Genomic DNA, 1,709 nt, shown 5'->3' with positions numbered 1-1,709 from the left:
ATTGTCGTAGTGGCCGGTTTTCAAGGGATAACGGAAGAAGGATCTATCTCTACATTGGGGAGGGGCGGATCCGACACCACGGCTGCGGCACTCGCAGCCAAGCTTGGAGCGGAGCGCTGCGACATCTTTACAGACGTCGACGGCGTCTACACTTCGGACCCCGGATATATCAAAAAAGCAGCCAAAATTTCATCCTTAACGTACGATGATATGCTGAATCTGGCGGCAAGAGGAGCGGGTGTCCTGCACCCGCGATCCGTCAAACATGCGAAAAAGTATGGAATCCCTATGGTCGTGCGGTCAAGCCTTACAAAAGAAAAGGGGACATTCATAAATTTTTCATCCAAAAGGTCGGATCGGTACCCAGTCATAGGAATCGTCTTTCAACAAGATCGAACAAGAATCTCCCTTTGCGGAATGACTGACTGCGAGAAAACGAAATCAGCCATCACTTCAGTCCTCCAGACCCGGAATATCGAGTGCGACTTCTTCAAGGAGCAGTCTCGGAATGAACTGACGCTGCTCCTTCACCAAAACGAACTGAAAGAATCCCTGGAACTTCTCCTGGAAATGAAAGAACAGTTGAAATTTGATCAATTCACCACCCAAGAAGACTTGGCGAAGGTAGCCGTCATCGGAAGCAATATCCGTACCCACCCCGTCATCCAGGGAAAAGCAGCAAAGGCTCTGACTGCCGGCCGGATTGAATTCAGTTTGGTCGAGGATTCACCGGTAAGCGTGACCGCAGCCGTGAAGCATGGCGACATGCACCGTGCCGCCGAGCTGCTGCACACCTCTTTTGGACTCGATATCCCTGAAATGAGAAAAGTAGCTGCGGTTCGTTGATAGTGAGCGGAGTGACAAGACTGCAAGCAAACTGCTTGTAGTCTTATTTTGTCTGAGAAATTAGCATAATATGGTATAATGAAAAAAGTCAGAAAATTCACCGGTAAAGGGAGGCGTTCATAATGAATCGATTTAGAAACAGTATCAGTAACATGGGGATGACGCCTGAATTCAAAGGTGTCTAGATTCCCCGCATATCGAAAGGGGAAAAAGGATGAACAATGTAAAATTAGTCGAATTGAATGAAGATAACTGGTATGAATGCTGTCAATTAGAGGTTTCTAAGGAACAGTCAGGTTTCATTGAATCAAATGCAATATCCATCGCGCAATCAAAGTTCGAACCGACATTAAAATCATATGGTATTTATTTTGAAGACCGGGTTGTTGGGTTCCTTATGTATAATTCAATTGCAGAGGAACTGGACGGTCACTGGGTTTACCGGATCATGGTGGACAAGTCGTTTCAAGGAAAAGGGATCGGCAAGGCAGCAGCGGAGCAAATGATTGCCGAGATGCAGAAGCTTCCGGATGTGAAGAAGATTGTTGTCGGTTATCATCCTGACAATACGGGTGCCCATCAGCTGTACGCAAGTCTTGGATTTATTGATCATGGAGACAGGTTCGGCAAGGAAATGGCTGTTATTAAAAATCTGTAACAACAAGAAAGAGGGTGGGACAAAAGTGTTTTAGTCTAAGTAAAACCCGAACTAATTTGCCTCAAATTAGTTCGGGTATTTATTTTGTTTAATGTACATTTAGATTTTAGCTCTTTCCAGCGGTTGATTGGAGTGCAAGACGAAGACTCCTGCGGGAAAAGTAGCTTATTAGAAAAGCGTAAGGGCTTTGCTCAGAGGCTGGTGG

The 1,709-nt window shown here is 45.8% G+C and carries 2 protein-coding genes; both read left to right on the top strand.

The annotated features are described in order from the left end of the window. The coding region (locus HP456_RS23645; RefSeq protein ID WP_172255591.1) for an aspartate kinase at window positions 1-846 on the top strand (846 nt) is incomplete at its 5' end. Between the two features lie 214 nt (window positions 847-1,060). After that, window positions 1,061-1,504: a GNAT family N-acetyltransferase gene (locus HP456_RS23640; protein ID WP_172255590.1), complete on the top strand. Its 444-nt coding sequence runs from the start codon at window positions 1,061-1,063 to the stop codon at window positions 1,502-1,504. Window positions 1,505-1,709 lie beyond the last annotated feature (205 nt).

The organism is Bacillus haikouensis (genome assembly GCF_013179555.1).
Taxonomy (GTDB): Bacteria; Bacillota; Bacilli; order Bacillales; family Bacillaceae_B; genus Rossellomorea; species Rossellomorea haikouensis_A.
The sequence above is the reverse complement of the archived record's forward strand: the minus strand, read 5'-3'. Positions and strand labels throughout refer to the sequence as shown.